21 protein-coding genes and 3 riboswitches are annotated in these 24,198 nt (G+C 52.6%); of the genes, 13 read left to right on the top strand and 8 right to left on the bottom strand.

The features are described from left to right. The 4 genes from FLP30_RS11405 to frmR all read right to left on the bottom strand — a co-directional run bounded on the left by FLP30_RS11405 (nucleotide 1) and on the right by frmR (nucleotide 5,962). Nucleotides 1–3,432 (bottom strand): CheR family methyltransferase, encoded by a 3,432-nt coding sequence (locus tag FLP30_RS11405; protein WP_210419282.1) that lies wholly within the window; start codon nucleotides 3,430–3,432, stop codon nucleotides 1–3. Then, nucleotides 3,432–3,989, bottom strand: coding sequence for a PAS domain-containing protein (locus tag FLP30_RS11400; protein WP_168200100.1), 558 nt, complete (start codon nucleotides 3,987–3,989; stop codon nucleotides 3,432–3,434). The genes FLP30_RS11405 and FLP30_RS11400 overlap by 1 nt, the downstream gene beginning before the upstream one ends. 540 nt (nucleotides 3,990–4,529) lie before the next feature. Next, the gene (locus FLP30_RS11395; protein WP_149279908.1) at nucleotides 4,530–5,639 is read right to left on the bottom strand and encodes an S-(hydroxymethyl)glutathione dehydrogenase/class III alcohol dehydrogenase; all 1,110 of its coding nucleotides are present in this window, start codon (nucleotides 5,637–5,639) and stop codon (nucleotides 4,530–4,532) included. A gap of 47 nt (nucleotides 5,640–5,686) precedes the next feature. After that, nucleotides 5,687–5,962 (bottom strand): formaldehyde-responsive transcriptional repressor FrmR, encoded by a 276-nt coding sequence (gene frmR, locus FLP30_RS11390; protein WP_149279907.1) that lies wholly within the window; start codon nucleotides 5,960–5,962, stop codon nucleotides 5,687–5,689. Nucleotides 5,963–6,213: 251 nt separating this feature from the next. Continuing rightward, nucleotides 6,214–6,438, top strand: a riboswitch (cobalamin riboswitch). Between the two features lie 102 nt (nucleotides 6,439–6,540). Between frmR and FLP30_RS11385 the strand changes: the two genes are divergently transcribed. From FLP30_RS11385 to cobJ, 7 genes are read left to right on the top strand one after another with little or no spacing between them, the layout of a single operon-like run. Continuing rightward, a complete protein-coding gene (locus FLP30_RS11385; protein ID WP_149279906.1) occupies nucleotides 6,541–6,897 on the top strand; it encodes a DUF1636 family protein in 357 nt (118 codons plus the stop codon). 2 nt (nucleotides 6,898–6,899) lie between these two features. After that, nucleotides 6,900–7,982, top strand: a complete 1,083-nt coding sequence (cobW, locus tag FLP30_RS11380; protein WP_149279905.1) for a cobalamin biosynthesis protein CobW — start codon at nucleotides 6,900–6,902, stop codon at nucleotides 7,980–7,982. 6 nt (nucleotides 7,983–7,988) lie between these two features. Beyond that, entirely contained in the window at nucleotides 7,989–11,228 is a 3,240-nt protein-coding gene (cobN, locus tag FLP30_RS11375) for a cobaltochelatase subunit CobN (protein WP_149279904.1), read from the top strand. 44 nt (nucleotides 11,229–11,272) lie between these two features. Beyond that, the gene (locus FLP30_RS11370) at nucleotides 11,273–12,388 is read left to right on the top strand and encodes a precorrin-3B synthase (RefSeq protein ID WP_149279903.1); all 1,116 of its coding nucleotides are present in this window, start codon (nucleotides 11,273–11,275) and stop codon (nucleotides 12,386–12,388) included. Beyond that, the gene (locus FLP30_RS11365) at nucleotides 12,372–13,001 is read left to right on the top strand and encodes a precorrin-8X methylmutase (protein ID WP_149279902.1); all 630 of its coding nucleotides are present in this window, start codon (nucleotides 12,372–12,374) and stop codon (nucleotides 12,999–13,001) included. The genes FLP30_RS11370 and FLP30_RS11365 overlap by 17 nt, the downstream gene beginning before the upstream one ends. A 4-nt stretch (nucleotides 13,002–13,005) precedes the next feature. Beyond that, entirely contained in the window at nucleotides 13,006–13,767 is a 762-nt protein-coding gene (locus FLP30_RS11360) for a precorrin-2 C(20)-methyltransferase (RefSeq protein WP_246856519.1), read from the top strand. Continuing rightward, nucleotides 13,764–14,498, top strand: a complete 735-nt coding sequence (gene cobJ / locus FLP30_RS11355) for a precorrin-3B C(17)-methyltransferase (RefSeq protein ID WP_149279900.1) — start codon at nucleotides 13,764–13,766, stop codon at nucleotides 14,496–14,498. Before FLP30_RS11360 ends, cobJ begins: the two co-directional genes overlap by 4 nt. On the opposite strand, the gene FLP30_RS11350 is transcribed toward cobJ, so the two are convergent. Continuing rightward, on the bottom strand, nucleotides 14,474–15,235 hold the full coding sequence (locus tag FLP30_RS11350) for a cobalt-precorrin-6A reductase (RefSeq protein ID WP_149279899.1): 762 nt from the start codon (nucleotides 15,233–15,235) through the stop codon (nucleotides 14,474–14,476). The two genes, cobJ and FLP30_RS11350, sit on opposite strands and share 25 nt — an antisense overlap. Between FLP30_RS11350 and cbiE the strand changes: the two genes are divergently transcribed. The 5 genes from cbiE to FLP30_RS11325 are packed head-to-tail and all read left to right on the top strand — an operon-like array spanning nucleotide 15,234 to nucleotide 18,901. Next, nucleotides 15,234–16,415: a precorrin-6y C5,15-methyltransferase (decarboxylating) subunit CbiE gene (cbiE, locus tag FLP30_RS11345; protein ID WP_149279898.1), complete on the top strand. Its 1,182-nt coding sequence runs from the start codon at nucleotides 15,234–15,236 to the stop codon at nucleotides 16,413–16,415. The genes FLP30_RS11350 and cbiE overlap by 2 nt on opposite strands. After that, nucleotides 16,397–16,795, top strand: coding sequence for a cobalamin biosynthesis protein (locus FLP30_RS11340; protein WP_246856518.1), 399 nt, complete (start codon nucleotides 16,397–16,399; stop codon nucleotides 16,793–16,795). The genes cbiE and FLP30_RS11340 overlap by 19 nt, the downstream gene beginning before the upstream one ends. Next, nucleotides 16,792–17,574, top strand: a complete 783-nt coding sequence (gene cobM / locus FLP30_RS11335; protein WP_149279897.1) for a precorrin-4 C(11)-methyltransferase — start codon at nucleotides 16,792–16,794, stop codon at nucleotides 17,572–17,574. The genes FLP30_RS11340 and cobM overlap by 4 nt, the downstream gene beginning before the upstream one ends. Beyond that, entirely contained in the window at nucleotides 17,571–18,341 is a 771-nt protein-coding gene (cobF, locus tag FLP30_RS11330; protein ID WP_149279896.1) for a precorrin-6A synthase (deacetylating), read from the top strand. Before cobM ends, cobF begins: the two co-directional genes overlap by 4 nt. Before the next feature lie 14 nt (nucleotides 18,342–18,355). Further along, nucleotides 18,356–18,901, top strand: a complete 546-nt coding sequence (locus FLP30_RS11325; protein WP_149279895.1) for a histidine phosphatase family protein — start codon at nucleotides 18,356–18,358, stop codon at nucleotides 18,899–18,901. A gap of 120 nt (nucleotides 18,902–19,021) precedes the next feature. Here FLP30_RS11325 and FLP30_RS11320 read toward each other — a convergent pair whose 3' ends face one another. After that, entirely contained in the window at nucleotides 19,022–19,756 is a 735-nt protein-coding gene (locus FLP30_RS11320; protein WP_149279894.1) for a CbtA family protein, read from the bottom strand. Between the two features lie 16 nt (nucleotides 19,757–19,772). Further along, nucleotides 19,773–19,988, bottom strand: coding sequence for a CbtB domain-containing protein (locus tag FLP30_RS11315; protein ID WP_149279893.1), 216 nt, complete (start codon nucleotides 19,986–19,988; stop codon nucleotides 19,773–19,775). A gap of 29 nt (nucleotides 19,989–20,017) precedes the next feature. Next, nucleotides 20,018–20,153, bottom strand: a riboswitch (cobalamin riboswitch). Nucleotides 20,154–20,219: 66 nt separating this feature from the next. Then, a riboswitch (cobalamin riboswitch) is annotated at nucleotides 20,220–20,454 on the top strand. A 289-nt stretch (nucleotides 20,455–20,743) separates the two neighbouring features. Between FLP30_RS11315 and FLP30_RS11310 the strand changes: the two genes are divergently transcribed. Continuing rightward, nucleotides 20,744–23,041, top strand: coding sequence for a TonB-dependent receptor (locus FLP30_RS11310; RefSeq protein ID WP_246856517.1), 2,298 nt, complete (start codon nucleotides 20,744–20,746; stop codon nucleotides 23,039–23,041). An 8-nt stretch (nucleotides 23,042–23,049) separates the two neighbouring features. Here the strand turns inward: FLP30_RS11310 and FLP30_RS11305 are convergent. Beyond that, a protein-coding gene (locus FLP30_RS11305) for an IS5 family transposase (RefSeq protein WP_210419281.1) occupies nucleotides 23,050–23,828 on the bottom strand; the annotation gives its coding sequence in 2 pieces (ribosomal slippage) (nucleotides 23,050–23,501 and nucleotides 23,501–23,828; 780 coding nt in all). Nucleotides 23,829–24,198 lie beyond the last annotated feature (370 nt).

The raw sequence follows: 24,198 nt of genomic DNA, 5'->3' as shown, positions 1-24,198 counted from the left end.
TTATTTCTCTATATTTTCAAGTGGAATTTGAATTTTGAGAATATAAATATTTTCTTTTATTTCCTTTGATATTTTTGCCTTAATCTGGCGTGCTGAGGATATGATCAATGTAGTGCCAAATCCAATTTTTTCAGTTTTTTCAATTGGATGTGAGCACACTTCTCTCCAAGTGAGGTTTAAATTTTCACTATCATTCCTCCATGAAATAGTCAGCGTACCTTCCAGGCAGCTTAGCACTCCATATTTAGAAGAATTTGTTGTCCATTCATGCAAGATCATTGCTAAAGGAGATAAAACATTGGAATGTAAAAATACATCAGGGCCATTAATGAAAATTTTCCCATTTTCATGATTGTGGGAGTCGGTCATTGTTTTGACCAGTGTTTTTAATGATATAACATCGGACGTGTCAGATTGTACGCTTAGCGCATGAGCTCGCCCCAAAGCAACGATACGGTCTCGAAAGTTTTGAGCATAAACAGAAATATCAGAGTGAGAGCGAGCTGATATTGTGACCATGCTGGCGATAATTGCAAATAAATTCTTAACTCTATGATTCATTTCTTGAAGAAGAACAGAGCGGGCTTCTGCCAGTGTGTACTCTGGTGTAACGTCTATTGTCGCCCCAACAAGAACTTTGTTTTCACCTCTAAAAGAAATATTGGCATAGCTTTTGAAAATTTTTCGCTCACCATTCGGAAGTGATAGTTTGTAACAAATTTCTAATTTTTCATTATTATCAAAAGAAAAATCGATAGCATTTTCCCAATTCATGCGATCAGAAGTGTCAATGATTTCTAAAAAATTTTCAAATTTTATTGTATCTCTGTTAGTTAAATTTAAAATAGATTGATGTATGCGGTCAAATTTAAAATAATTCCCGATAGAAGAGTATTCCCATATTCCAATTTGACCCGCACTGACTGCGACTTTAAGTCGCTCTTGTTCAAAAAGCAAAGCATGTTCTAAAGTGAGGGCCTCAGTAATATCAGTCATTACAATTGTGGCGCCACTAATATCTCCCATATTATTTCTATATGGCAGTATACGCATGGAAAATGTTTTTTCTTTATCTTTTGTATGTAATCGTCTTTGTATTATTTTCCCATTATGTGCAACGTTTAGCGCGTCTTCCAAATAGTTATTGTCATTTAGTTTGCAAGATACATCAGATAAAAGTCGGCCTTTATCACTTCTCTTGAGTGGGAAAATAGCTGTGGTGGCGTCTGTAAAGCTGCGGATACGTAAGTCTTTATCAACAACCATGACAGCCAATTCTGTTGAATCAAAAAAGTTTTTAACATCAGAATTGGCGATAGTAAGTTGATCGACCTTGTTTTTTAGCTCATCATTGACAGTGGAAAGCTCTTCATTCGTTGATTGTAATTCCTCATTCATCGACATCATTTCTTCATTAGAGCTTTTTAGTTCTTCATTCGCGGTTTCCAATTCTTCAATAGTTGATCGTAATTTATGGCGGGTTATACGAAGTTCTTCCTCTAGTAGATCAACATGATCTGCAACAGGCTCAAATTCTTCATATTCTTTAATATCAATAGCTTGAAAGGGGCCACAATCTTTAAAAACCAAAAGGAAAGAATTGTTTGATAACGGATCACAGGTGATTTCTGTAGGTTGAGCACCATAGTCCCCTTCTATCTGTATATTGCGAGCTACTACAGCCCGTTGTTTTTGCCGTGTCTGGCGTAGAAGAGACCCCATAATATTACGGAGACCTGGCCGTGCTAGGGTAAAGGCACTAGAGCCACCCTCACGTGTTACAGGAAAATCAAAATATTTACTTAACTTCCCATATGCAGCCAGAATAGAGCCATCATCACTTACGACCATAGAAGGAGGTGCATAACGGTCTGCAAGTTTTTGGATTGCCACATCGTCTTTGTGCATATGACTATTGCTGTGCTCTTCTTGTCCTTGAGATAGATGCCGTGGGAAAGCTTGTGGTGCGCTTGGCATGTTTAATGGATAACGAGTTGTCAGACCGCTATGTTGAAAAATGCGAGCATGGTGATCGATAGATGAAAAATAACTCTCAGACTTTCCAATAGTTTCAGATGGCCCTAAAAAAAGAAATCCTTTAGGAGCCAAAGCATAATGTAAGAGAGGCATAACCTGTTGCTGCAAGACATCATCAAAATAAATGAGTAGGTTTCTGCAGGATATTAAATCAATTTTTGAAAATGGTGGGTCTCTGATTATACTATGATTTGAAAACCGAACATGCTCCCTAATCTTATTAGATATAGTAAAATAATTTCCGTTTATTGTTATAAAATTTTTTGCAATTTCATTAGGAATGTCTGTTAAAGATGATATAGGATAAATAGCTTCACGAGCAATTTGTAGCATCTGCTCATCAATATCAGTCGCAAAAATCTGTACGGTATTGTTCACACCAAGATTTTTTGCGACAGTCGCGAAAAGCATAGCAATAGTATAAGCTTCTTCACCACTTGAACAACCAGAGACCCAGACGCGGATATCAGGGGTGCTTCTTTTATCTTGTAAAAGCAGTTCGATAACTTTCGTGCGAAGTATATCAAACATGTCAATGTTTCTGAAAAACCGTGTAACGTTAATTAAAAGATCACGAAAGAGGGCATTACATTCATTTTGATCTTCTCTTACTTTGTCTAGGTAATCTTCAACTATATTTAAATCAAGAATATGCATGCGCCTTTCGATACGCCGAATAAAAGTCGAGCGTTTGTAATGAGAAAAATCATGGCCAATATTTTTCTTTATAATGCTACAAAAGGAATCAACATAATCAGAAATAAGAGAGGATTTGTTTTCATTAAAAACTGGGTTTCGTCGTTGGAAAAAAGTTTCTAGACAGCTGATAATGTCGCGGGGATGTTTGATGAAGTCAACAAGACCACTATTGATCGCAGATAATGGCATGCCATCATAACGAGCAGTTAAAGGATCTTGTACGATACAAACGCCGCCATACTCCTTAATAGTACGTAGGCCGACTGATCCATCTGCTCCTGTGCCAGATAAAATGACACACGCGGCATTTCCTTGGCAGTCATGAGCCAGCGATGCAAAAAAATCATCAATTGGCTTCCTCAGTCCGCGAGGCTGAGTAAAGTCGGTAAGTCTTAACCTGCCATTATCAATGGCAAGTCCTTTTCCCGGTGGAATAATATAAACGTGGTCAGTTCGAATATCTTCTCCACCTTCACATTGCAAAACGTCTAATGCAGTGGTGCGGTTGAGAAGCTGGGCGAGCATGCTTTCATGCGTTGGATCAAGGTGCTGTATTATAACGAAGGCAAGGTTGGTTGGGGGTTTGGCGACGGCTAGCATATCGCGAAGGGCTTCTAGCCCTCCAGCTGATGCACCTATGGCAACAATGTTAAAAGAGTCATTATGCATAATCACGTTATTGTTTTCATATTCCATTAAAATACAGGCCCAGAATTTTTCAATTCCTCAAGGGTTAGCTTTGCTTGAGCAATCATACTAGTTGAATTTGCAATTGCTCTTATTGAACCTTCTAATATTATGCCAGCTTGAGCGACAGCGGGGGTGATTTTTTGAACGGTGCTTTGAAGCTCTATGCCATAATGAGCAAACGTCTCTGGGTATGAATTGCTAATTTCGAATTGTGATGCCAAAATAAAACGCGTATTCCCTTTGCTGTCACATAAGCGAGACATATAAAGAAGATTAATAAAGGGAGTTCCATCAGATTTGAAATTTATAAGTGCCTTTCGGATGCTTAGATCACCTTTATTGTCAAGAAATTCACGAAGTTCTTTTCGGGCGATTGTATTGTCGGCATTTTTTTGTAAGAAGCGGCAATTCCGACCAATAATTTCGTTTTTTGTATAACCAGTAAGATTACAAAATGGGGTATTGATTGCGATTAGCGGCTTATCTTGCCCAGCATCAGCCAAAGATAGAGCTATTGATGAGTTATCAAATAGCTTTTGCAGAGTATCGGGGATAAGAGACACCGAATGATCACACATGATTGTTGGCCAAGTTATGTTTCAATAGAGAGAGCTTGAATTTTAATTAAATATAGTTAATTTTTTATGTCAATGTTTTTTGTAAAGTGGCAACATATCAGGCATGAGAGGCCTCTCAAGCTCCTGTGTTATGATTTCACTCCTCCTGACGATCAGGGTTTCATGAATGATTTCTTCCTAAGGTATTTCGAGGCTTGAGGCACAAAATTAGGTGATCGTTGATTGAACTTCTCCGCCTGTGTTCATCAGATAGATTGTGCTGCGTTTGACATCGGATCATATGACCTGCCGACGGTTTTTATCTGGATAGCTCTGAGTAGCTCAAAAATCAGAGGTTTGGAGAAATCTCTGGCTCGATCAGGCGGGCCAAGTGTTTCTCGATATTTGAGATACTAATGGACTTCAGACAGAAGCCCTAAATTGATATCAGGGGAAATGAAGTCATAGAGAGAGAAATAAAAGAGAGGGTTTAAAAAAACCCTCTCGATAGTTTTTTAACTTATTACATTCTATTTAATAAAAATATCAATAATGGATAACAGATCTAATGGATTTACCTTCATGCATAAGATCAAATGCGGTATTGATATCTTCGAGCGGCATGGTGTGTGTCACAAAAGGCTCGAGTTGTATATCTCCCTGCATCGCCTGTTCTACCATTGCGGGGAGTTGGCTGCGGCCTTTCACTCCTCCAAATGCAGAGCCTTTCCAGACACGTCCGGTCACGAGTTGAAATGGACGGGTTGAGATTTCCTGCCCTGCCCCAGCAACGCCGATAACAATAGACTGCCCCCATCCACGATGAGCACTTTCCAGCGCGGCACGCATGACATTGACGTTGCCAATACATTCAAAGGTATGATCAATGCCCCACCCAGTCATTTCCACCAAAACCTGTTGAATGGGTTTGTCATAATCTTTTGGGTTCAGAAAATCAGTTGCTCCAAAGACTTTCGCAAGCTCAAATTTTTCAGGATTAGTGTCGATCGCAAAAATGCGTCCTGCTTTTGCCTGGCGCGCGCCCTGAATAACGGCCAAACCAATTCCTCCAAGGCCGAATACTGCGACAGTATCGCCTGGTTGAACTTTTGCAGTATTGTGAACGGCTCCGATACCTGTCGTAACCCCGCATCCGAGCAGGCAAACATGGCCAGGGTTGGCTTGAGGATTTATTTTTGCCAGCGAGACTTCAGCTACGACCGTATATTCGCTGAACGTGGAGCATCCCATATAATGGAAGATAGGCTTGCCCTGGTATGAAAAGCGGCTCGTCCCATCTGGCATGACACCTTTGCCCTGCGTTGCACGAACGGAAACGCAAAGGTTGGTTTTTCCAGATTTGCAGAAAAGACACTCGCCACACTCTGCTGTGTAGAGTGGAATGACGCTGTCACCTGGCTTTACGCTCGTGACGCCCTCTCCCACCTCGACAACAATCCCGGCCCCTTCATGCCCAAGAATGGCAGGAAAAAGCCCTTCAGGATCTTCGCCTGACAAAGTGAAGGAGTCCGTATGGCACACACCCGTGTGTGTAATTTTGACAAGCACTTCCCCAGCGCGAGGAGGCGCAACATCGATTTCGACAATTTCGAGAGGTTTGTTTGCTTCAAAAGCAACGGCCGCACGTGATTTCATAGCTTGTTAGCCCTTTGTATAATCATGATTTTTTGTTGGATTTTGTTTCAACGAAAATAGGAGCGCATCAACGATATGATATCGTCGATATTTCTTTGCTCCGGTGCATCTGGATGAGGCGGCGAAGAAAACTCTTCGCGTAGATGACTTTCCAAGACACTCGACATCAGGCCGTTGACTGCCCCTCTTACCGCAGCAAGCTGCTGTAAAACAGGACCACACTCTACACCTTGCTCCAACGCACTTTCCAGAGCGTCCAGCTGCCCACGGATGCGTCGTACTCTGGCAAGAGCCCGTTTTTTTTCTGCTGGTGTGTGTGGCATTGGACTCGCCTCATTATACTGGTAGGGAGTATTTTATGCGTTCATTAATTTTAATCAAGCTCCCGGGTGCATTATATCGGATGTGTAACGGGCTAGTGTTCGTGAATGAGTGTTTTTCAGAGGGTTCCAAAACCCACTTTTTGTCTTATTTTACAATAATATCAAATAGATGTTCCTATATTTTTCTCCGAAATTTCAGGCTGCAATGTTTGCAAGTGACGGCGAAAACTTGACATGTGCAAAGCCTTGCCCCAACAGCAAGAGGTGTTGGTTCCGCTCTGTGAAGAGACTTTATGGAGAGGCTAAGAGGGAATGTGACAGGCCTGCTCGCAAGGCAGGCTCAGGCACAGCCGCCCCCGCGACCGTTACCGGAAAGATCACCTGGTGCCACTGACGTCATGTTGGGAAGGGCGGGTGATCATTGGGGAAACCCTGAATCCGGGAGCCGGGAGACCTGCCAGCAAACGGATGAAACGGGCAGCCGGGGTGTGCTGTAACCGGCTAAATACTCTGTGATTGCCTGATGGCGGCAGCAGGAGTTTGGCCGTACATACCCTGACTATGAACAGGGTTGAGCCATGAACGCGACGCTTTTTGTCTGTACAACCTGCCGTGCAGGTCAGCCCGTCGTGGATGGGCAGCCTGTGGCTGGTGCCCGCCTTTATACTGCATTGCTAGAAAGCCCACGGCCTCCAGGCCTTACCATTGCTCCTGTGGAGTGTTTGTCCGCGTGTAGCAATGGGTGTGTGGTAGCCCTGAGCGCTCCTGCGTGTTGGAGCTATGTGTACGGGCGGCTCAGTCAGGATGACGCCAACGATATTCTCGCAGGGGCTGCGGCCTATGCGGCTACGTCAGATGGGCTTGTGCCGTGGCGTGAGCGCCCTTTGATTTTCCGCAAGCAGAGCCTTGCTCGCCTTCCCCCGCAGGAGCGTTGAACATGATTGAAACAACTCTGTCCCGTCAGGCGGGAACCAGCCTTACAAAAATTCCCGTCACTGTTGTTACGGGCTTTCTCGGTGCAGGCAAGACGACCCTGATCCGCCATTTGATGAGCGCTCCACAAGGTCGCCGTCTGGCCGTGCTTGTTAATGAATTTGGTACATTGGGAGTGGATGGCGACATTCTTAAATCCTGTGCCGATGAAAATTGTCCGGCTGAAAACATTATCGAACTCGCCAACGGGTGTATCTGCTGTACGGTCGCGGATGATTTTATTCCGACAGTCGAGCGGTTGATGGCGCTGCCACAGCAACCTGACCATATTCTGATTGAAACGTCAGGTCTGGCTCTGCCCAAGCCTCTGCTCAAGGCATTTGACTGGCCGGGTATTCGCTCCCGCATTACCGTAGATGGTGTCATCACTCTAGCTGATGCAGAAGCCGTTGCCGCAGGGCGTTTTGCACCTGACATTGCGGCAGTAGATGCCCAGAGGCTGGCTGATGACAGCCTGGATCATGATACCCCTCTTGCTGAAGTTTTTGAGGACCAGCTTGCCTGTGCGGATATCGTGCTTCTGACCAAGGCTGATCTGGTGGATGCTGCATGTCTGGAGCGTGCGCGTGCAGTCATTGCAGAGCTTGCTCCCCGCCCCTTGCCTATCGTGGCTGTACGTGACGGGGCGATTGATCCGCAGATTGTTCTGGGGCTTGGAGCAGCGGTGGAAGACGACCTTGCTGCGCGGCCATCGCATCACGATGGTCATGATGATCATGAGCATGAAGACTTTGAAAGTGTTGTCATCGATCTGCCAGAAGTGACCGACCCGGATACATTGGTGCAGGCTGTACGTACTCTTGCGCGCGAGCAGCATATTCTGCGTGTAAAAGGCTATGTTGCTATTGCAGGAAAGCCTATGCGGATGCTGTTGCAAGCTGTGGGGGAGCGCGTGCGGACCCAGTATGATCGCCCTTGGGGGGAGTTGCCCCGCCAGACCCGTTTGGTTGTCATTGCTGAGCACGATCATGTGGATGAACGTGCCATCCGCTTCGTGTTGACAGGCCAGCCTGCCCCAAAGGAATAAGCTCTTATGCATGTGCTCTTCCGCGAAAGTCATGGTCTGGAAGAGACGGAAACCCCGATCGATCTAGGACAGAGCCCGGCCGATCTGGTTGTTCTGTCCTTTTCCGACAGTGATTTAGGGGCGTTTGCAGCAGCATGGCACGCCGCCGGGGGTGCATTGCCCAGCTTGCGGCTTGCTAACCTTGCAGCCTTACGCCACCCACTGTCGATCGACACTTATGTTGAAACAACCTTGGCCCAGGCAAAAGGCATTCTGATCCGGCTGATCGGCGGGACTGGTTACTGGTCTTATGGGCTTGCGCAGGTTGAGTGTCTGGCGCGGGAGAAAGGGCTGGCCTTGGCCGTGCTCCCAGCCGATGGGCAGCAGGACCCTCGGCTGGAAGCACTCTCCACCGTGCCACCGGCTACGCTCCAGAGCTTGTCAGTCTTGTGTGACAGTGGCGGGGTCGCGGCGGCACAGGTTGCTTTGGCTCAATTAGCTCAGGCATCAGGGGTGTCGGCACCCTCTGTTGCAGATGCTACTGTTCTGCCGGACTGCGGCTGGTACGATCCTGATATCGGGGTTGTTGCAACTGTGCCATCAGGTCATGGGCCGTTAGCCGTTGTTACTTTCTACCGCTCCTATCTGGCTGCGGCAGATACTGCACCGATTGACGCGTTGATCCATGCCATGCGTGCCCGAGGTTTTCGGGCTGTGGGCCTGTTCGTGCCCTCGCTCAAGGCCCCCAATGCGGTTTGCTGGGTCAGGCAGGAGCTATCGGGCGCTAATGTGGCTGCCATTATCAATGCCACGGCCTTTTCTGCCCGAGGGGATGATGGTCTCTCCCCTCTTGATATCACTGATTGTTCTGTGTTTCAGGTCGCTCTTTCCACAGCGTCAGAAACTACCTGGGCTGAGGCGGAACGAGGTTTGTCTCCGGCGGATCTGGCCATGCATGTTGTCTTGCCGGAAGTGGATGGGCGAGTTTTTGCGGGTGTTGTCAGTTTTAAAGCGGCGCAGATTTGGGACCCTCAGTTGCAGTTTGCACGCATGGTGCATTGTCCCCACCCTGAGCGTATTGCCGCTGTGGCCGACCGTGTGGCCGCATGGCATCGCCTGAGTGTTACTCCGCCCGCAGAGCGAAAGCTGGCCTTTATTCTCTCCAGCTATCCTGGTCGGCCTGATCAGATGGCTCATGCCGTGGGTCTGGATGCTCTTGGTTCGGCTGAGGCTATTCTGAGTGCTCTTGAGCAGGCGGGATATAAGAGCGCTCGGTCACAATCCTCCTTGGCCGAGGCATTGCTGACAACACGGCAAAGCTGGTCTCTGCCCGCCTATCAGACGGCCCTTGGCGCACTGCCGCCCGAATTACAGCAGACACTGCATGAAACATGGGGGGACCCAGCAAACGATCCCGCCGTGCAGCATGGCGCATTTCACTTCGCGGCCATCTGGCGGGGTCACATGCTGGTGGCCTTGCAGCCGGAACGAGGGGAAGCTCTTGCGCGTGAGGGGGATTACCATGACCTGACCCGCACCCCCTGCCATGGGTATGTTGCGTTTTACCTGTGGTTGAGAGAGCAGGCGATACAGGCACTGGTGCATGTAGGTGCCCACGGCACGTTGGAATGGCTGCCGGGCAAGTCCGTAGCGTTGTCCTCGACCTGCTGGCCAGAAGCATTGCTGGGTAGCCTGCCGGTTATCTACCCGTTTATTGTCAATGACCCAGGGGAAGCCGCACAGGCCAAGCGCAGGATTGGGGCAGTAACACTAGGTCATCTGCCTCCCCCACAGCGTGGGAGTGCTATACAGGACGAGATGCTGCGGCTGGAGCGCCTGCTGGATGAATATTCCACAGCAGATGGTCTTGATCCTGCCCGCCGTAACCGGCTGATAAATACGATCAGAGCAGAAGCGCAGGCCACTGGGGTTGAGCAGGATATGGGTATTCCGCCTGATGCCAGTGCTGCCGAGGCTATTGTACGGATTGATCGCTTTGTCTGCGATATCAAGGAAAGCCAGTTTGGTGATGGTCTGCATATTTATGGTGCAGGCGTAGGCGAGAGAGAAGGCCTGCTGCAAGCCCTATCCGGCCGCCGTGTTCCCCCCGGTCCTGCAGGCTCCCCATTGCGTGGCCGTGCTGATGTGCTGCCCACAGGGCGGAATCTCTATGCGGTTGATCCACGTATGGTGCCCAGCCGCGTCGCACATGGCCAGGGCGTGCGTCTGGCTGAGGAACTCTTGCGCCGCCATCTACAGGACCATGGCGACTGGCCGCGTGGTTTGGTGGTGGATTTATGGGGTTCAGCCACCATGCGCACGGCTGGGGAGGAGTTTGCCATGGCCCTGCATCTGGCTGGCCTTGCTCCGCAGTGGGATTGCGGAACAGAGCGGGTCTGTGGTTTTGAAATTCTGCCCCCAGCTCTTTTAGGGCGCCCCCGTATTGATGTGACATTGCGTGTATCGGGCCTGTTCCGTGATGTTTTCCCAGGGCTTGCGCAGATGTTTGAAGCCGCAGCCACGGCACTGGCTGACCGGCGTGAACCTGTGGAGGAAAACCCCTATACCGTGCGAGGGCCCCGTGTTTTTGGTCCCAAGCCTGGTTATTATGGAGTGGGCATGGGCACAGCGTTGGAAGATTATAGCGACCAGGGGCGTGATAAAGCCGGAGAGGCGTGGCTGAGTGCTTCCGAGTGGGTTATCAGTGCAAAGGGAGAAAGCAGGCAGGATCGTGCGGCGTTGGAAGCTCGCCTGCGGATGACAGACAGTGTCGTGCATGTGCAGGACCTTCCCGAGACCGACCTGCTTCTTGCGGCTGATTACGCGGCGCATGAGGCTGGTCCTGCTGCGGCCCTTGCGCGTATTGGCGGTGTGGCACCAACGCTCTACCACCTTGATGCAACCCGTCCGCAGGCGCCTCGTGCCCGTACTGTATCTGAAGAGATTGCCCGCGTGGTCCGCGCTCGTGCGGGCAATCCAGAATGGGCTAATGGTATGATGCGGCATGGTTTTCGTGGTGCAGCGGAAATCACCGCGACACTGGATAACCTGGCGGCATTTGCCCAGTTGACGCGGGATGTGCCCGCCCATTTGTTCGATATTTACTACAACGCCACCCTCGGTCGTGATGATCTGGTGGCATTTATGGAGCGTGAAAACCCTGCGGCTCTTGCCGCCTTGCGTGAGCGTTTTCGCGCATTGGACCGTGCAGGCTTGTGGGTAACACGCCGGAATGCCATTGCCGCCAGCTTGTGGGACACTCCATGACTGCGCCAGTGGTTAAGGGATGGTGCCCAGGGGCCCTGCGGCCAATGGCATCGGGTGATGGCATGTTGGTGCGGGTGCGCCCACCTGCGGGGCGGTTGACCCAAGCTCAGGCGGCTGGGGTTGCCCGTCTGGCTGGGCGATATGGCAACGGGCTGATAGACCTGTCCACCCGTGCCAACATTCAACTCCGTGGTGTTCAGGATCACACGTACGAGCCCCTGATGGCAGAGCTTTCAGAGTTAGGGCTTATTGACCCTACGCCAGAGGCTGAAGCCAAGCGGAATATTGTGACCACCCCATATTGGCTGGAGGGTGATGGCACGTTGGAACTGGCCCATAATCTGGCAAGAGCGTTACAGTGCTGGGAAGGTACCATGCCTTCCAAATTCGGCTTTGCCATTGACACAGGCCCTGCCCCCGTCCTGCGGAGTATATCTGCCGATATCAGAATTGAACGTACGAGCAATGGGCAGCTACTCTGCCGGGCTGATGGGGCCAGCCATGGCGCGCTGGTCACGCCGGAGACCATGGCCAGCACTGCACTTGATCTTGCCCGTTGGTTTCTGGCAGGCGGCAGGCAGGGCCGTATGGCAGCGCGCCTGTCAGAAGGGGCTGTTCCTCCCTCCGTTTTTAGCATGCAAAGTGCTGTAGCAGCAGATGCACTGCCCCCTCCCCGTCCCGGCCGGACGGTCGCAAGTATGATGGTGGGCTTTGCCTTTGGCCAGATGCAAGCCCACACACTTGCAGTTCTGGCAGGGATTGGGCCATTACGCGTTACGCCGTGGCGTATGCTCTTGGTTGAAGGACTGGCAGATATTCCTGCGATTGAACATGTATTGACCCAACCGGAAGACCCGCTCCTGCGTGTTGTGGCATGCCCCGGTGCGCCAGCCTGTGTGCAGGGTTTGCAGCCCACGCGTGCTCTTGCGCGCCATCTGGCTCCGCAGGTGCCGGTCAATGCGGTGCTGCATGTCAGCGGCTGCGCAAAAAGCTGCGCCCATCCGGGAGCAACACCACTGACACTGGTGGCGCAAGCAAGCGGCTTTGACCTGATCCACAATGGTCCTGCTACAGCGGCAAACAATCGCCATGTAACGGCTGAGCACCTTATGGCCACACCTGAAATACTCTTGGAGGGCCTTGATGCCTCATTGTTATGAAACTGACGGCAGCGCGATCTATCAGCGGTCCTTTGCGATTATTCGGGCAGAAGCCGATCTTGCGCGTTTTACCCCGGATGAGGAAAATGTGGCTGTCAGAATGATACATGCAGCCGGTATGGTGGGGCTTGAGCATCATATTGTCTTTACCTTCGGTATGGTGGCCGCCGCACGTACCGCGTTGGAAGCTGGAGCACCGATCCTGTGTGATGCCCGGATGGTGAGTGAAGGTATTACCCGGGCGCGTCTCCCGGCCGACAATGCTGTTATCTGTACGTTACATGCGCCAGAAGTGCCTGATCTGGCGCGCCAGGCGGGCAACACGCGCTCGGCAGTAGCGCTGGAGTTATGGCGACCCTATCTATCCGGTGCGGTGGTGGCTATTGGCAATGCTCCTACTGCTCTCTTTCATTTGCTCAACATGCTGGAAGACCCTGCATGCCCACGGCCTGCGGCGATTATTGGCTGCCCCGTTGGGTTTGTTGGAGCGGCTGAATCAAAGGATGCTTTGATGGCAGCCCCTCCGGCTCCTGCACTGAGTGTGAAAGGGCGGTTGGGTGGTTCTGCGATAACGGTTGCGGCTGTCAATGCCTTGGCAAGCAGGGTGGAATAGGAACGTGCTCCATTCCCCCTCCTCTGGCAGGATTATTTGCACTGGCCTGGGTCCTGGCGACCCTGATCTGTTGAGTGTGCGTGCAGACCGGCTGATCCGTAATGCCCGGCACGTAGCCTATTTCCGCAAGGCTGGTCGTACTGGGGAGGCTCGGCGCATTGTCTCGGGTCTGCTTGCGTCGGACGTGGTTGAGCACGCCATGGAATACCCGGTTACCACCGAACTGCCGGTGGATAGCCTAGCTTATCGCAATACGCTGGCAACATTTTACGACGACTGGACCAATCGGCTCGTGGAGCTGGCGCAAACACAGGATGTTGTCGTGTTGTGCGAGGGAGACCCATTTTTCTATGGCTCCTTTATGCATCTGCATATCCGCCTTCAGGGCCGGGTGGCTGTGGAGGTCGTTCCTGGTATTCCCGGCATGGTTGGCTGCTGGACTGCCACGGGGTTGCCTATCACCTGGGGGGATGATGTCTTGACAGTTCTGACCGGCACAATGTCAGAGGCAGAACTGGTAAGGCATATGCGCGTGGCTGATGCTCTTGTTGTCATGAAAACGGGTCGAAACCTGCCAAAAATACGTAGCGCCCTTGCTGCCGCAGGACGGCTGGAGGCAGCATGGCTGGTTGAGCGAGGGACCATGCCGGGTCAGCAGGTAAGTCGCCTGGTGGATACACAAGACGCTGAATGCCCATATTTTGCGATAGTACTCGTGCATGGGCATGGTCGCCGCCCTGAAGCTACTGTGGAGCCCTGCTTATGACGGGTACACTGGTAGTGGCAGGCTTGGGGCCAGGGAATGAGACCGTCATCACTCCCGAGGTCACCCAGGCTCTGGCGGTGGCAACTGATGTGGTCGGTTATATTCCCTACGTAGCGCGTATTCCTGCCCGTCCGGGGTTGACACTGCATGCGACGGACAATCGTGTGGAACTGGCCCGTGCAACTCATGCGTTGGAAATGGCAGCCGCAGGGCGCAGGGTCGTGGTGGTTTCCTCTGGTGACCCTGGGGTATTTGCCATGGCATCGGCTGTGTTCGAAGCTATGGAGAACACCCCGCACCTGACTGGTGTGGATGTCCGTGTGCTCCCCGGTATTACAGCCATGTTAGCGGCTGCTGCCCGTGTTGGTGCGCCACTGGGGCATGACTTTTGTGCTATTAACCTGTCCGATAATCTCAAACCCTGGGGTATTGTCGAACGACGCCTGCGTCTTGCCGCGCAGGCTGACTTTGCCATGGCGTTTTATAACCCCCGATCAGCCAGCCGGCCTCACCAGTTTGCGCGAGCACTGGACATCTTGCGAGAGGAGTGCGGTCCAGAACGGTTAATTATCTTCGCCCATGCTGTCACGACATCGGCCGAGCGGATTGTTGTGACAACACTGGGGGAAGCCCGCCCTGAAATGGCGGATATGCGTACTGTTGTCCTGCTCGGCAATGCCGCGACACGGCAGGTCGGTCGGTATGTTTACACGCCTCGGCGGGCTGTATGATAGCCCTGTCCTGCCAACCAGGTCAGCACGGCATCAGCCGTATGGGCAATGGCTCGAGGTGGGATGGTGGGCCGGTCGATCATAATGACAGGCAGGCCGAGAGCGCGTGCAGCATCCAGCTTGGCGCGTGCTCCCTCCCCTCCGGCGTTCTTGGCTACGATATGGGTGATGCCATGTGCCAGCATCAGAGCCCGATCGCCTGTCTGTGTAAAAGGGCCGCGTGCGACCACCACAGTGCAACGGGGCACTGGCAAAGGTCCGGTGGGGGGATCAACCAGCCTGAGCAGATAATGATGCTGCGGGCAAGCCGCGAAAGCGCGCAGCAATTGCTTGCCAATTGCCAGGAAAACTCTTGCCGGTGTGTTTGGCAGGCTGGCCACGGCAGCAGCCGTATCGGCTACCATATGCCAGTTGTCCCCGTCTTCAGGCGTCCATGGTTTGCGTTCAAAAGCAATCAGAGGCACGCCAGTACTGCGGCACGCAGTCAGGGCGTTACAGCTTATCTGCGCGGCAAAAGGGTGGGTGGCATCAATGACATGCGTAATACCAGCCGTGCGCAGATAGCTGACAAGCCCGTCTACCCCTCCAAAACCGCCAATACGCATGGGAAGCGGTTGAGAGGACGGTGCCGTAGTGCGGCCTGCGTAGGAAAAGATGGCATCAATCCCGCTTTCGGCCAGTATGCGCGCCATCTGACTGGCTTCTGTGGTGCCTCCCAGCAAAAGGATGCGTGTCATGGCTGACCCCTGGCTTGTCATCATCGGCATTGGTGAAGACGGCATGGCAGGTTTGTCGGCTGCACGCCATGCTGAACTGGCGCAGGCCGAGGTTATTTTTGGTGGCCCGCGTCATCTTGCCTTGGTCAATGCGGGGGATAGAGGGCGGGCATGGCCTGTCCCATTCTCGGTTGACCCTGTTCTGGCAGAGCGGGGGCGGCGCGTAGTTGCCGTGGTCTCGGGTGATCCGTTCTGGTTTGGCGGGGGTACCAGCCTGGCTGCCAGACTTGCCCCAGACGAATGGATTGCCCACCCTGCACCATCAACTTTTTCAATCGTGGCTAGTCGGTTGGGATGGCCGCTGGAACGGGTGAACTGTCTGGGGCTCCATGCCGCTCCGTTTGAACGTCTGGTACCTGTATTGCACAATCATGGACAGGCCATTTGCCTGCTGCGGGATGGGGCGGCTGTGGGGGCTCTGGCGCAGTGGCTGGCCATGCGGGGGTTTGGAGCCTCCCTCCTGCACGTCATGGAAGCTTTAGGCGGGGTGCATGAGCGGGTCCGTGTGTCGCGTGCAGTAGAGTTCTCTCTTGCTGATATTGTGGCACCAGTGGCTGTCGGCCTTGCTATGGTCGGGCCACCTGGACTTGCCTGTGTTACGGGTCTGCCCGATGAGACGTTTATGCACGAAGGGCAGATTACTAAACGCCCCATCCGTGCCCTCACCCTGTCCGCGCTGGCGCCGCGACCGCAGGAAGTATTGTGGGATATTGGTGCCGGGTCTGGGTCTATTGCCGTTGAATGGTGTCTAGCTGGTGGGCGGGCCATTGCTGTGGAGGTCCGTGCCGACCGTGCTGCCATGGCCCGGGCCAATGCCTCTGCACTGGGGGTGAGCCATCTGCTGAATGTGGTGGAAGGAGAGGCCTCGGCAGTGCTGTCGGGTTTGCCTGCACCAGACGCTGTTTTTATCGGTGGGGGTGCTAATACACTCCTGTTGGAACAATTATGGAGCATTCTTGCCGCTTCTACCCGACTGGTCGCAAACAGTGTCACGCTGGAAACTGATGCTTTGCTTACCTTGTGGCATGGACAGAAAGGGGGCGAGCTGCTCCGCATCGAACTGGCAAGCGCAGCCCCGTTAGGGGCAATGCGTGGCTGGCGCCCGTCCCGGCCTATTATGCAATGGAGTGTGACGCGGTGATGGTCGTGGGCTTTGGCTTCCGGCACGCCGCCAGCATTGCGTCATTGCGTAGCGCACTGGCTGCTGCCGGGGGTAGTTGTGGGCTGCATGCGGTAGCGGCCCTTGCGCACAAAGCCAAGGCACCAGCATTGCGGGCTCTGGCGGAAGAGATGGGGCTTCCTATTCAGGCGCTTACGGCACAGTCCTTGGCCGGTATCGATACCTTTACCCAGTCAGAGCGCATCGTGGCCCGTTTTGGTACGGGAAGTGTTGCCGAAGCACTTGCCCTTGTCGCTGCGGGCCCCAATGCCCGCTTGCTTGCGCCTCGTGCATGTTCTGCTGATGGAATGGCTGTTGCTGCAATAGCCTGTAGCCCCGCGACAGAAGGAGAGAAAAGATGACAGTTCACTTCATCGGTGCAGGACCGGGCGCGCCAGACCTGATTACCCTGCGCGGTCGTGATCTGATTGCTTCAAGCCCAGTCTGCCTGTACGCGGGGTCTCTGGTGCCTGCTGCATTGCTTGACCATTGTCCACCGGGGGCGCGGATCATCAATACGGCTCCTTTGTCGCTTGACGATATTATGGCCGAAATTGTGTCAGCACATCAGGCGGGGCTGGAGATAGCCCGCCTCCATTCGGGCGACCTTTCTGTATGGTCTGCCATGGGCGAGCAACTTCGCCGCTTACGTGCCTTGGATATTCCCTATGATGTGACCCCAGGGGTGCCCTCGTTTGCCGCCGCGGCTGCGGCATTGGAGGTAGAGCTGACCCTGCCGGGTGTTGCTCAGTCGGTTGTGCTGACGCGTACGAGTGGGCGGGCCAGCACCATGCCACCAGGAGAAACACTTGCGGCCTTTGCGGCAACAGGAGCGACACTGGCAATCCACCTGTCGGTCCATGTGCTGGACCGTGTCCTGGCGGAATTGACACCCCATTACGGCCCTGACTGCCCTGTCGCAGTCGTATGGCGGGCAAGCTGGCCGGATGAGCGTATTGTGCGGGCAACGTTGGAAACGCTTGCATCCACCCTTGCAACGGAGATGGAACGTACGGCGCTTATTCTAGTAGGGCGGGCGATCAGCACGACTGAATTTGAGGAGAGCCGCCTTTACGCCGGGGATTATGATCGGAGGTTTCGGCCAGTTGGCACGGCCCCTCGTTTTCCGGCCACGGCATGATTACTCTGGTGCTTGTCGGCATTGGTACCGGTAATCCTGAGCATCTGACTCTTCAGGCTATTCGTGAGCTCAATGCGGCAGATTTGATTCTGATACCGAGCAAAGGGACCCAGAAAGCTGACCTAGCCGAATTGCGGCATACAATTTGTGCTCAGGTTGTGACCAATTCCGCCACTCGTATGGTGACATTCGACATGCCACGTCGGGACGCCACACACCCAGACTATCACAAGGGGGTGGACAACTGGCATGAGGCAATAGCCCAAATATGGCAGGAGACAATTACCACGCATCTTACCCAGCATAGCCAGCAAGACTGCATAGTCGCCTTGTTGGTTTGGGGAGATCCCGCGTTGTATGACAGCACTCTGCGCATTGCATCGCGCCTTTCCCCACCACCTCGGGCGGTGCGGAGTGTTCCTGGCATCATGTCTTTGAACATGCTGGCCGCCGCACATACGATTGCGCTTAATGACATCGGAGCTCCATTTGTTGTCACCACAGGCCGACAGTTGCGGGACCATGGTTGGCCACAGGGTGCGGACACGGTCGTGGTCATGCTCGATGGTGAATGCTCGTTCCAGCAGATCGACACAAAAAACGTGACAATTTACTGGGGGGCTTATGTTGGTATGGCCGAGCAAATCCTGTTGTCGGGTCCGCTGGAACAGGTTGGGCAACGGATTATAACCACGCGGGCAGACGCTCGGGCCCAGCATGGATGGATTATGGATATTTACTTGCTGCGACGGCAGCCATCTGCCTGAAATGCTAGGATAGTATGAAGCTCTTCTGCATTGCTTCCAGTGCGCCTGCTGATATGCGGCGAGGTTTTATCCCTGCTCGTAACAGTCTTAGCGAGTTAGAGGCAGGTTCCGCGGCATGGCTGCAAACAGTGGAGCCGCAGTGCCTAATGATTATTGGGCCCGATGTCTCTCTCATGGGGCAGCCTTGTTTCGAGCAGAATATCCAGGTTGTCCCGGCACTTAGTGATCGTGATCATGGTGAGTGGCATGGCCGTAATTTGCGGGACCTGTCACCGACAGCATTGCGGGATTGGTTGAATGATCCCCAATTTTCCCCACCCTCGGGGGAAAGTGCAGGCGCGGTTTTTGACCGCATCGGTGGCTGGCTTGGCAGTTTAGCCAATGATGCTAGTCACCGGGTCATCATTGCCCGTCCGGCAGTGATACGGATGCTGTTAATTCATGGTCTGGGTGGTGGAGTAGAAATGGTTGGGCGCTTGGATGTGCCGCCGTCAAGCCGTAGTGACATGTCTTACCATATGGGTTGGCGTGTTTCCCGCATAGGTGTGCCGCTTGGTTAAGACTATGTTGCCTGTGTGAACCTTCTTGACCCATGAGAACATGAAGGGGTTCCCATGGCTTTGCTGCTTCCAGACTGTTGGATCGGTGCAGCAAAGCACCCCCGATAATCAGGCAGAGCTTTAGCGCCTGGGGCGCTGTGAAATATCTGTCGAGAGTAGAACGGGTGTTGCCAATCGCCCGAAAATCAACCCCAGCGCACTCCATAAGACAATTTGCATGCCAATGGCCGCTTCGCGGAAGCGCCAGAGAACGACGGCAGGAAAATCTTGTGGAACCTCATTGATATCCACAAGGCCTGCTTGCACCAGCGCAGTCAGGGCTATGAAGATACCAACTGCCGCTATAGCCCCATTCCAGGTTCCAAAACGCTGTATCAATCGCTGGCCCAGTAGAATGGAAACCGCCATGACACAGACCGACAGCATGATCATGCCAAAATACGTGACAGTTCGCAGGCCTATGGTTTCTTCCAGGCCTACAGCGGGGGGATTGGGAGGGTATTTGAGATCAGGGATCAACACAAAGGTCAGAAACCCGGCCCCGGCCAGCAGTAACGCCAAGGCGCGGGGTGACAGCCCCCCTACCCGTCCATAAGCCAGGCTGAAGACAACAGCAAAAACACCGCCATAAGCCGCACCATACATGACCGCAGCTGTCAAAAGGCCTAAGGAGGCCTGGATGCTGCGGCTGACGAGTTCTGGCTCAGGGGCTATCCCTTTTGCTGCATCCTGCGTCGCTTCAAAGGCGATAGAAAGGGCAACTTGTGGCTCGCCAAACAGGCGTGCAAAAACAAAGGCAAGGCATGCCGCGCAAACACCGGCAATCATGCCACGCGCCAGAAGGCGTCCGGCCATGAGACTATTCCTGCTGTCAGTGGCAGGGGAAACCCAGCAGGTGCCGTCCGTCATGCACAAATTCATGCACGGCATGACCGGAAAGTAACGCAGTGGCCCCCTGTTCAGCACCCACGAAATACAGGAGCATTGCCGACAAAATCAGGCCAAAAATCGCCCAGGGAAGAAGTGCGCGCACAGGAATGGCAACTGGTGCGGCGGCAGGAATGGGCGAGGAAAAACCGTGGCTCATGATAAACTCCGCTCGGAAAATCGCGTTCCGGGGTGGGACAAGGGCTAGCAGGGGTCTGGCTTTGTGCACGCATGGCGTGACGACAATTACAGTGGCGCGACCGCGTCGGGCTTACACCGACTTCCCTGCTATTACTGTCCCAAGACTACACGGTGGCGCATGGTTTGAAAAGCAGGTGCCGTGGCCAAGACTCAAAACAGTCTCTTGATAGGCAGTAAATGCGTGGTTATGAACACACCACAAGTCGATGGTTCCGTGCGAACGGATGAAAAGGGAATGCTGTGCGCTTTGGCAGGACAAATAGTCCGGAAGCCAGTCAGCAACTGCCCCCGCAACTGTTGGCGGTGAGAATGTGTCCTTATTGTTTCTTTGCGGAAACAAGCCACTGGCCTGAGTGAGGCTGGGAAGGTTGGGCAGATATCTGTGATCCGCGAGTCAGGAGACCTGCCATCGTCATGATAAGCCTGAGTATCGGTCGGGGATGGCCGGTTCCTGAGAGAGTGATGATGATGAGCCTCCTGTGTGTCGTGTGCCATGCAGCACATGGTTTTTTGCCTGCAAGAAAGATCTCAGGCTTACAGCTCGGCTAATGGCCATTCTGCTCTTCTGATATTTTCGGCTTCATCAGGCCTGTTTATCCATGTCTTTCCGGCAATCCTGAGTGTTGTTTCTATCGGGAACGAACATAGGACTATCCCGGTCACATAGCAATTGAACTGGATGAACACGCGGCCTTTGCACGCTGCAGGATCACTATGACTATTCACTCATTTTCTTCAATGCGGCTCCGGTGTGGAACTATTCAACGGGCCAGTCAGCGGCATTTGGTTACGGCAACAGCTCTGTTTTCACTCTCCCTGCCCTCTTTTTTCGTTCTGTTGACACAACCAGCTTTTGCGGAAGACGAAGAGAAACCCAAGTATGCCCTGCGTTCCAGCACACAGGCCGCAGTTAACTCTCCCCGACAGCCAAAGGGCCCCGGGGGTGCCGCCTCAAAACCTGTAGCATCCGAGAAAGTGGATGCGGGCAATCGACCCGCTGAAGTTGTTCAGGTCATAGCTTCCCGTCATAATCTTCTGGGCCGAGCCGCGACTGCCAGTGAAGGGTCGCTGACTGCACGGGAGATACAATTGCGACCTGTCTACCGTGTTGGCCAACTGCTGGAGGCTGTACCCGGTCTGGTCGTGACATCTCATTCCGGTGAGGGCAAAGCCAATCAGTTTCTGTTACGTGGCTTCAACCTCGACCATGGTACAGATTTGGCAACATTTGTTGATGATATGCCGATTAACGGTGTCAGTAATGCTCATGGGCAAGGATACACGGACCTCAATTTTCTTATTCCCGAGACGTTGTCTGGTGTTGATTATACCAAGGGGCCGTTTCACGCGGATATTGGTGACTTTGGCGTTGCTGGCTCGGACCATATGAAACTGGCTGATGAAATTCGACGGCAGATCAGCCTGAGTGCGGGTACGTTAGGTGATTATCGTGCCTATATTGGCGGCACCACGCACTTTGAAAATGGTGACCGGTGGGTCAATGCTTTCAATATTTCGCATTCAGATGGACCATGGAAATATCCAGATAATGCTCGCAGCATTCGGGCTCTGTCGCGTTACACACATGGTAGTGCAGCCAGTGGTTTTGACCTGACAGCCATGTTTTATCGTGGTCAATGGCGTGCAACCAATGACCAGCCGCTTGCGGCCTATTCCGAAGGACTGATCAGCCGTTATGGTTCATTGGATCCGACTGATGGTGGTTTCTCGGAGCGGTACAGCCTGTCAGGACACTATCATCTTAGCCGCGATAACTGGAAATGGACGACAAGTGCTTTTGTTGCCCATGACAGGCTGACACTCTGGAACAACTTCACGCACTATCTGGATGATCCTGTGAATGGTGATCAGCAGCAGCAGGATGAAACACGCACTACTCTTGGCGGCAGTAGCGTCTATGCCCGGCAAGATCATGTTGGAACTGTTAAAACTGAAACCCAGGTTGGTGTGCAGGGTCGCTATGATTTTCTCTATGTTGACCGCCGCCATACACGACAACGTATTGCTCTTCCCAACTGCCCTTCCAGCCTTGAAGCAACCCGGCCTTACCTGTGTAATGCGGATACTATCGATTTGGGTGCAGTCGGACTTTTTGTGCAGAATACGACGCACTGGTTGCCGTGGTTACGTACGGTTGTGGGGCTGCGTGAAGACTATCAAGGCGGCACTGATAGTAACGAGGTTGATGGCAGCCTGACACGACGGCATCAGTGGTTGTTCCAGCCCAAAGGTAGCCTGATATTTGGGCCATGGCAGAAAACAGAGCTTTATCTCAGTGCGGGGCGTGGCTTTCATTCCAATGATTTCCGCTCTGTTTCCGGTTCTTATGCATCTGGTGAGTTCACCAAAGGCTCGGTAACAGTTCCTCTTATGACATCAGCCGTCAGTGGTGAAGTCGGGGTTCGAACGACGCCCCTGCGCCACCTGAACGTTCAAGCTGCCGCCTTTATTATCGATTTTGATTCTGAACTTAGCTACGACGGAGATGCAGGGGTAACTTCCCCAGGGCCTGCCAGCCGACGCAAAGGTGTGGAATTATCTGCACAATACACGCCCTTCCAATGGCTTGAGATCAATACTGATCTCTCATTCGCCAAAGCTCGTTACCAGGCAAAAGACCTCTCGAAATATGGTATCGATGGACCTTATGTCACAAATGCACCGAGTTTTGTCTGGTCATTCGGTATCATTCTGGATCGAGGGCCTTGGTATGGGGGATTACAGGTTCGCTGGTTAGGTGGCTACCCTCTCGTGGAGGATAACAGCCTGCGCTCGAGTGGATACAAAGAGGTCAACATGAACCTAGGCTATCGCTTTACTTCCAAGCTGAAGTTAGAAGCAAGTGTGTTTAACGCGTTCGATACTCACGCTTATGCAGCACAATATGCTTATGATTATCGCCTGACACCAACATCTAGCGTTCAAACAGGGGCCACAGGTCATCCCATTGAGCCTATTTCTGCACGCTTGTCTTTAACAGCCGGGTTTTAAGCGGAGGATTAGGTTCTGTTGACAAAAGACGGTAGCCACAGTTTTACGGCTGCGAGGTTAAGAAAGGCGAGAAACGATTTTCTTGTCTTGTCATAGCGTGTGGCGATACGTCGGAACTGCTTCAGCTTGTTGAACATCCGCTCGATACGGTTGCGATCCCGATAACAACGGAAGTCGCAGGGGATATCCTCTGTGCGGTTTGAACGCGGCGGGATAACAGGAAGAATACCTCGAAAAAGCAGGTTCTGCCGTATCCTGTCACTATCATACCCTTTGTCGGCCAGAAGTCGGCGCGGTGTCACGACCGGTAGGTCCATCAGGGCATCAGCGCCAGAGTAGTCAGAAATTTCACCGCCCGTCAGTTCAAAGCCAAGAGGGCGTCCCTGACCGTCAACGCGGGCGTGGATCTTGCTCGTAAAGCCGCCGCGGCTTCGACCAAAGCCTTCCTTATGAGTCCCCCTTTTGCGCCAGCCGCCTGGCTGTGACCCCGAATGACCGTGCTGTCGATCATGTGCTGCCAGTCATCGGTCAGGCCGAGTTCAACCAGCGTTTCCAGTAGAGCGTCCCAGACGCCTTGCTCTGCCCATCGACGGAACCGCACATACACTGAGTTCCATTTTCCGTAGCGCTCATGCATGTCCCGCCACGGACAACCGACACGCAGGACATAAAGCATTCCGTTGAGAAACAGACGATTATCCTGTGCTGGTCGGGACCAGCGGCCACGTTCAGGCGGCAGCAGGCCGCCAATGATCGCCCATTCCTCGTCCGTCAGGTCGCCACGCATCCACAGGTCTCCGTAAAGACCCGCGTTGAATCACGTCCAGGCCAGCCTGCAAAGACCTTTTGTCAACAGAACCTAATGCTTAATCCAATATGTTGCGGCTAAAAGATGTAGGATACCCACAAACAAAGGGGTTTTCGACTCTTCCATTCCATCTCTATATCAAAGATAACTCCTGATAACCTTAAACTGAAGAAATTACATGAATGACAGGTGGTTATTGATCAGTTTTCTCAGGTATCAGATATTCTAAATCTTAAGTATAAACATTAAATATGCGAGTTGGATCGTTAATTCTATATTATAATATTCTCTGATTTCCATACACAGAACGAGGTTATGAGGTAACATCAAAACAAGATGGTTTTCCAAA

The organism is Acetobacter vaccinii (assembly GCF_008365315.1).
Classification (GTDB): domain Bacteria; phylum Pseudomonadota; class Alphaproteobacteria; order Acetobacterales; family Acetobacteraceae; genus Acetobacter; species Acetobacter vaccinii.
This window is presented reverse-complemented; position numbering and strand designations above follow the sequence as displayed.

Coding starts and splice junctions, on each gene's coding strand:
- FLP30_RS11340 (WP_246856518.1), top strand. CDS start 16,397: ATGGAGTGTGACGCGGTGATGGTCGTGGGCTTTGGCTTCCGGCACGCC.
- FLP30_RS11365 (WP_149279902.1), top strand. CDS start 12,372: ATGCCTCATTGTTATGAAACTGACGGCAGCGCGATCTATCAGCGGTCC.
- FLP30_RS11370 (WP_149279903.1), top strand. CDS start 11,273: ATGGCATCGGGTGATGGCATGTTGGTGCGGGTGCGCCCACCTGCGGGG.
- FLP30_RS11350 (WP_149279899.1), bottom strand. CDS start 15,235: ATGACACGCATCCTTTTGCTGGGAGGCACCACAGAAGCCAGTCAGATG.
- cobN (WP_149279904.1), top strand. CDS start 7,989: ATGCATGTGCTCTTCCGCGAAAGTCATGGTCTGGAAGAGACGGAAACC.
- cobF (WP_149279896.1), top strand. CDS start 17,571: ATGATTACTCTGGTGCTTGTCGGCATTGGTACCGGTAATCCTGAGCAT.
- cobW (WP_149279905.1), top strand. CDS start 6,900: ATGATTGAAACAACTCTGTCCCGTCAGGCGGGAACCAGCCTTACAAAA.
- frmR (WP_149279907.1), bottom strand. CDS start 5,962: ATGCCACACACACCAGCAGAAAAAAAACGGGCTCTTGCCAGAGTACGA.
- FLP30_RS11385 (WP_149279906.1), top strand. CDS start 6,541: ATGAACGCGACGCTTTTTGTCTGTACAACCTGCCGTGCAGGTCAGCCC.
- FLP30_RS11325 (WP_149279895.1), top strand. CDS start 18,356: ATGAAGCTCTTCTGCATTGCTTCCAGTGCGCCTGCTGATATGCGGCGA.
- FLP30_RS11310 (WP_246856517.1), top strand. CDS start 20,744: ATGACTATTCACTCATTTTCTTCAATGCGGCTCCGGTGTGGAACTATT.
- cbiE (WP_149279898.1), top strand. CDS start 15,234: ATGGCTGACCCCTGGCTTGTCATCATCGGCATTGGTGAAGACGGCATG.
- FLP30_RS11395 (WP_149279908.1), bottom strand. CDS start 5,639: ATGAAATCACGTGCGGCCGTTGCTTTTGAAGCAAACAAACCTCTCGAA.
- FLP30_RS11320 (WP_149279894.1), bottom strand. CDS start 19,756: ATGGCCGGACGCCTTCTGGCGCGTGGCATGATTGCCGGTGTTTGCGCG.
- cobJ (WP_149279900.1), top strand. CDS start 13,764: ATGACGGGTACACTGGTAGTGGCAGGCTTGGGGCCAGGGAATGAGACC.
- FLP30_RS11405 (WP_210419282.1), bottom strand. CDS start 3,432: ATGGAATATGAAAACAATAACGTGATTATGCATAATGACTCTTTTAAC.
- cobM (WP_149279897.1), top strand. CDS start 16,792: ATGACAGTTCACTTCATCGGTGCAGGACCGGGCGCGCCAGACCTGATT.
- FLP30_RS11315 (WP_149279893.1), bottom strand. CDS start 19,988: ATGAGCCACGGTTTTTCCTCGCCCATTCCTGCCGCCGCACCAGTTGCC.